This window comes from Saccharophagus sp. K07 (assembly GCF_014336955.1).
Classification (GTDB): Bacteria; Pseudomonadota; Gammaproteobacteria; order Pseudomonadales; family Cellvibrionaceae; genus UBA5868.
This window is the reverse complement of sequence record NZ_QRAI01000004.1, coordinates 478,628-484,964: the sequence shown is the minus strand read 5'-3', so window position 1 is coordinate 484,964 and position 6,337 is coordinate 478,628. Positions and strand designations below refer to the sequence as shown.

Genomic DNA, 6,337 nt, shown 5'->3' with positions numbered 1-6,337 from the left:
TTTTCTGCAATTCAGAACAAAATTAACCTCACGAAGAAACTCCTCTCTCCGTCAAAATTCAGCACGGTATTTTCAAATTCAGCGCGGTATTTTCGATAGGCAAGGTCGTGCTTCAAGTCTGTCGATTTGCGGTGGGGCTTTCTACCCTGCCGCTTCTAAGAGTGGGTGTCCTTGTTATTGCTGGTCAAAATTCAGCACGGCATTTTCGATAGGTAAGGTCGTGCTTCAAGCCTGTCGATTTGCGGTGGGTCTTTCTACCCTGCCGTTTCTAGGAGTGGGTCGTTTCTAAGAGTGGGTGTCTTTGTTATTTAAATGGATAAAACACATTTTCAGCAAAATCGCTATCAGCTGCTGCCTTCGCAATTAATTCGAGGTTTGCAGGTACAGCTTGATATGTGCAATCTACACCCATAGTAATACTTCACAGTTATTTTATGATTCATTGGTAGATACTTTTGTACCCCAATAAACAACCTTATTTGAATCAGCCGTTTAATTATTTCTTACTAGTTGCTTTTATATTTTCCTTTTTATAAACGATGACCACATCTTTATGATGACAAGAAATTTCCTTTCCAAGCGGAGAATCATAAGGCGTAACTTCACATTTTCCCGCGATAATTTTTTCAGCACCAGCAGCCAACACATTCAAATGATCCGGCTTTAATGGCTCCCCATGACCAGGCAGCAATAAATTCACGGGTTCTTGGCTCCCAAGAAGCTTACGAATACTTATAAGAAAATCTTCGACAGACAAAGCATATTTAATTTGCAGCCAAACATGTTGATTAGCAGCATCGCCCGTGAATAGATGATGAGACTTGGTATCGTAGAGCGCAATACTACCCGGACTGTGAGCAGGCAGATGAATAACTTTTAAAGTTCTATTTCCCAAATCAAACTGAAAACCTTCATCTATGAGAATCAACGCGGCAGTGTTTTTATTTTTATCCAGTAAATGATCAGGCATAAGAGTCCCTGCAAATCGATTATAAGTATCCTTCATCACTGGCTCAGAGGTGTAATAGCCCAAAACGTCCAATTCATTTTTATGAATATGCACCTCATCAAATACATGATTACCGCCTGCATGATCAGGATGCCCATGAGTATTAACAACCACTAACGGCTTGGCAGTAATAGATTGGACATATGTTTTCAAATTTTGAAAACCAATACCGGTGTCAATAACGAGTGCCAGCCTATCCCCCTCCACCAAATAAACATTGTCCTGCTGATTATCATTAATTACCCATATCCCTTCGCCTAGTTGTGTATGCGTAAGCCAAGAATTTCCAGATATTACCTCCCCGTTTTCTTCCACCTTCATGGAAGAGTCTTGAGCAAATACACCACTTGCAAATAACATGAGAGCGAAAATGGAAGTACATCTATTCATTTTATAATCCTAATTACTCAATACAAATGCTAATAATTTAATATCAACCGGAACTTATCAATGAAGCTTATTTAGGCAAAACGGATTTTCTTATATTTACATAAAACCTGTAAATTAAAACAATTCTACAACTCTGCCACATCCAGCAACACCCACTTGTAATAGGCAAGGTCGTGCTTCAAGTCTGTCGATTTGCGGTGGGGCTTTCTACCCTGCCGCTTCTAAGAGTGGGTGTCCTTGTTATTGCTGCTTGTTATAAACCCATCCCTGTCGCGCAGGCTACGCGCGAAGACCGTTGCAAACAGATTCAAAGTTTAGCGATTTTTCATAGCGGTTTTGGTTAGTAAAAGTATCGATATTTCAGCGAGAGGTTATGTGGTTGCTGATTGAAATCTCTTGCCATGTCATTTGCTTAAGTAGCTGTTAATTTCTTCGATGACATTCATTGCATAATTTCGGCCCGTGTCGATCAACGTGCTATCTATATTCGGTTCGTTGCTCTGCGACGGCCTATAGAAATCTTTGTTTAGGGCTCTTTCAAAATTTTCAAAATCCTGTTTATAAAAAATGAAAGCGTCTTCAAGCTTATCCGGGGAAAACCGAATAAGGTCCGTATGTTGTGTCAGTAATTGGGTGATTACACCACGAGCATCCAGGACGGATAAACCAGTGGCATTAAGAGTGGCTTGCAACTGATTATTGTATAGTTGTGCGGCCGTTCCCAGGCGCACGTCTTCACTCGCCGCCTGGCCTACACGGCCATCATTCAGAAATTTCCTTGTATCGTCCAAAAATTTACTTTGCTTGCTGTTTTGATAAGAAATGCCTTGGTTTAATATACTTGTTAATGCGGAACTCAGATTTTCAGGAGCATCAATAAAGTCAATTGCCTTTCGGGCCATTTCAATCGTGTAGTTATAATGCAAGACATCATCAAATGATAATAAGATATTCTCTGATGCGTATAACGCGTTGCGTACAGAACCAATAAGATTGGCTGCATCCTGATTGCCCAACGTGCTATAGGCGGTCTTTTCCAGAGCGTCTAGCTGATGCTTTAAGGCATCATTACGACTGTTTAGCTGTACAGGATAGAAATTGTCATTGCCATCCAGTCTAAAGACTTTGACTCCCATGGGAATAATAGCGACTTCTGTTGATCCATTACGCTCAAACTCCACATCCAACAATTTTCTTAATTTTTCTGATTCGGTCCGGTCGATAAGTGCCGACCTATCCTTTCCCAATGCTTGGTCCAGCGTTTCTTGTGCCCGCTTGAAATAATCAGATGCTTGTTGTTGTAGAGGATCGCTGCTCTGAGAAAGATAGCTTAATGCTTTATCCTGTGCTGTTTTATCAAGTGCGGATAGGTACTTGTCAATTTCAAATAGATACTGCGCTTCAGCGCTGACGCGAAGGCCAAGTTTGTTTGTGGTGGTGAGCAGGCCAGCAGGTTGCTGCTGACTTTCCTGGCTAGCAGATGCCTTCGGCAAGATAGGTGCGACTGAGCTGGAACTCAATGTGGTCTGGATGTTGTTCATTGTGCCAATCCTCGGCTTCGTATACGAAAAAAATATTCTGTACCAGAAACTATCGGCCCAGATTAGAGAATCTTTAAGGGAAATTTTTGGGAAAAGGGGACAGATTTATTTATCGGAAAAGGGGACAGATTTATTTATCGGCACATGACGGCCTGCCCCTAGATCTAAACTCAACCCTAACCCCCGTTCTCGCTTCCACTTCATCAATGAACCGAGCACCGCCTGTGAGCTGGTTACGATCCACGGCGGCTCTTATGAAGGATGCTTCAATTTCGGCAGATTCTGCGTCCTCTACAAACTTGCGATAGCGTTGCACCCTTTGATCCTCATCAATGCCTAGGCCGATAAAGCAAGGACTCAGGTCCAGCCACGAGCATCTTGTCTCACCAATCACACTTCGATAGCTTGACCATCCATAATCCTGAGGCCGCGATACCATCCTGGCTTTCACCGGGTTCAGCTCCACGTATCGACAGCATTGCAAGAGATAAGCATCCGTATCAATTGGGCTGATTTTATAGCGGCTTTCCCAAAGGGAGCCGGTTCGTCTTTCCAACTTATTCACATATCGGGTCTGGCGACCAGCCAACCGCTTCATGAGCTCGCCAATGTCTCCGAGCCTATGTCCGGCCTCTACTATCAGGTGAACATGATTGGTCATCAAGCAATAGCTGAAGACCCTAAGCCCCAACTCCGTCTTCCACTCCGCCAGATTATTCAAGTAATACTGATAATCTGACTCCTCAATAAAAACCGCGCTTCTGTTATGTCCTCGCTGCACTATGTGGTGCGGTAGTCCTGGCACAATTAACCTCGCCTGCCTTGGCATATATTTCTCCTTTTTTAGTTAGAAAATAAATCTGTCCCCTTTTCGTGAGCTCTCCACTGTGATTTCACTTCCAGCAAATAGAGTCTAAGCCTGCTGTACAACAACGAACGAGGAAACCTTATAAATCCTGATATCTTATTCCGTATTTTGCCGATGGCATAGATTATCCGCACTCGATCTTGACTGTCAGGCCAAATTCAGTCGAACATTTTGTTCTGCCAGATTTGTTTTTGGTCAGATGATCTCCACCTCTAGCCCCATTAGACAAAAGGGGCCGGATGCAAAATATCCGAAACAGCTAGATCTTCAGAATACTCTTTGAATTGCTCAAATCTAAAAAAATCGTAAAGTTTTAGCTCAATAATTGCAGATTTATAAGATCTAATTTCAGCGTTTCGCAACTCTTCAAATGAAAAATTTACCGTTTCCTTTGCCAAATACCTGCACGCTCTCAAAGATATTTTTTTTGCGTCCTTCTGATGCAAATGACGAAGCACTCGCAACAACATTCCAAGACGGTTCGGATTTTCTTCAAAAACAACATCCAACCGACGATTTCTTATTTCGCTAAAATATGTAGGGTCACATATTAGCCTTTTTTTCTTCCAATCCATAAGAATACTATCCCAATTTAATATGGTGGTTTCTAAAAGAGAGTGTATACCCCGGTATTTTAAGTACCCCTGTTTAAAAGCCCATGTATTCTCAGAATTCCAGATATCAATAGGCATTTTTCCAACATATAAGCGCAATCCGCCGAATTTGTTTTTAATGGCCTTTCTTTTTATCAGCGCAGGCTCGAGAACATCCCATGATCTATCGACAACCACATCAATATCAGATGTAAACCCACTTACACCGAACATTGCCAAATCCCGCAATGCCCCACCAAAAACATAAATTCCACCACTCCCAGAAACATCGGCCGAAAAATCTAAAAACTCCTTAATCGACACAAACGGGGTTTTAAAATCAAAATCGAATGAAAGATCTCTATAACCAAAAAAATCTAATTGACCACCCGGCGATTTAGGAATCGATAATTTCCCATTTTTTTTATCAAAACTGTCAACAAAATCAGTGACCCTTGATATCAGAGCAGCTTCATCTTTGGCTGGATTTAACTTTGGATACGTATTCATTTTCTATACAAATCACGCAACTTTCGATTAATATTAAAGACATATGTATCAGTCATCCCAGAAATAGAATCAGCCAAAAGTTGACAATTTTTATACATAAAACTTTCTATCGACTTACCATGGGCCCTTCGATAATTTTCAGATAGCAAAACCCATGCATATTTTGAAAATGCTGTATTTCGACAGGTTATAGCCGACCACAAAAGATCCATGGTTTCAGTAATAGTATTCTTTCCTTTAAGCTCTAGCTCTAGTACTTGCTTATTTTGATATCCATATCGAACGTCAAACTCTTTCAAAATTGAGCATAAAGGGCCAGCCGCAGAATGTTTGATCAACTGAAAACCTGGATTCAAACTCCCGTTCATTATATTGCCAATTTTATTTACGTATACATTAACAACGGAATTCACCATATGGTGAATTGCTTTTACCCTGAACATTTGCATAGAAATTTCATTCAACTCGGCCGAACTTAAACCTTCTTTTTTGTATGTCGTGTTCTTTTCAACAGAAAAATCTCTTACTTCCTTCACTATTGCATCGTCACGATATTCACAAGAATTGAGCGCATCAACCAAATCTGCAAATGAAGCCAAACCTTTTCTGACGGTATCTTCAGCATCAAGGACCAAATAGGCGATATCGTCACATGCCTCCATTATATATGTCAAAGGATGTCGAACTCCTTCTGCCAACCCCGTCTCCTTCCATATCTCCTTCGCGATAGTTTTCTCACTTTCGAAAATCCCGAATTTCTTATAACCATGATCGCTTTTTGATCTGCAGAAACAGGGATATTTAATAAGCGCCGCCAAAGTTCCCAATGTTAAGTTATAACCAAAGTCGTCGTTTAGTATTTGCAACCTTGTAAGCAATCTCAAGGTTTGAGGGTTGCCATCAAACTGCTGAAAGTCCTCAGGTACCTGTTCGCCGCCTCCGACGGAATTTGAAAGACTAAGAAACCAGTTTCTAACTGCCTCTTCTCCTTGATGACCATATGGAGGGTTTCCTAAATCATGTGCCAAACCAATCGCCGCAAGAATAGCTGGCACTTTACGTTTGACTTGGAGCTTTTCGTGGTTTTCTCCAAAAACCTTTTCTGGATAATTAAATGCTAAAGTAATCCCAATACTTCTACATAGATTTGATACCTCATATGAATGGGTAAGTCGTGTCCGAACAGAATCGTTTGAATCCAATGGAAACACTTGAGTTTTATCAGCAAGACGGCGTGTGGGTGACGCGAATAAGATTCGATCATAGTCCCGTTCCGCCTCTACCCTATGTCCGGCGGTTCCGGTATTTTCTCCACCTACCTCATAAAGGTCTTTTCGTCTCACTTCCGAGAGGAGTTTTTCCCAAGAAAGTTCAGGCATATAGATTATCCATAAATCAACTTTAAAGCAGACTAAATTCGGCGCAC

At 41.3% G+C, this 6,337-nt stretch carries 6 protein-coding genes; 1 reads left to right on the top strand and 5 read right to left on the bottom strand.

Features of this window, described 5'->3' with window-relative positions:
- Positions 1-289: hypothetical protein (locus tag DWB84_RS18905; RefSeq protein ID WP_222868198.1), on the top strand; the 289-nt coding region annotated here is incomplete at its 5' end.
- A gap of 207 nt (positions 290-496) precedes the next feature.
- On the opposite strand, the gene DWB84_RS14545 is transcribed toward DWB84_RS18905, so the two are convergent.
- The 5 genes from DWB84_RS14545 to dgt form a co-directional block, all read right to left on the bottom strand.
- Positions 497-1,399 (bottom strand): MBL fold metallo-hydrolase, encoded by a 903-nt coding sequence (locus tag DWB84_RS14545; RefSeq protein WP_187410527.1) that lies wholly within the window; start codon positions 1,397-1,399, stop codon positions 497-499.
- Positions 1,400-1,803: 404 nt separating this feature from the next.
- Positions 1,804-2,940: a hypothetical protein gene (locus tag DWB84_RS14540; protein ID WP_187410526.1), complete on the bottom strand. Its 1,137-nt coding sequence runs from the start codon at positions 2,938-2,940 to the stop codon at positions 1,804-1,806.
- A 130-nt stretch (positions 2,941-3,070) separates the two neighbouring features.
- Positions 3,071-3,769, bottom strand: a complete 699-nt coding sequence (locus DWB84_RS19410) for a transposase (RefSeq protein WP_187410525.1) — start codon at positions 3,767-3,769, stop codon at positions 3,071-3,073.
- A gap of 260 nt (positions 3,770-4,029) precedes the next feature.
- Positions 4,030-4,911 (bottom strand): hypothetical protein, encoded by an 882-nt coding sequence (locus DWB84_RS14530; RefSeq protein WP_187410524.1) that lies wholly within the window; start codon positions 4,909-4,911, stop codon positions 4,030-4,032.
- On the bottom strand, positions 4,908-6,290 hold the full coding sequence (dgt, locus tag DWB84_RS14525) for a dGTP triphosphohydrolase (protein WP_187410523.1): 1,383 nt from the start codon (positions 6,288-6,290) through the stop codon (positions 4,908-4,910). The genes DWB84_RS14530 and dgt overlap by 4 nt, the downstream gene beginning before the upstream one ends.
- Positions 6,291-6,337: the final 47 nt, after the last annotated feature.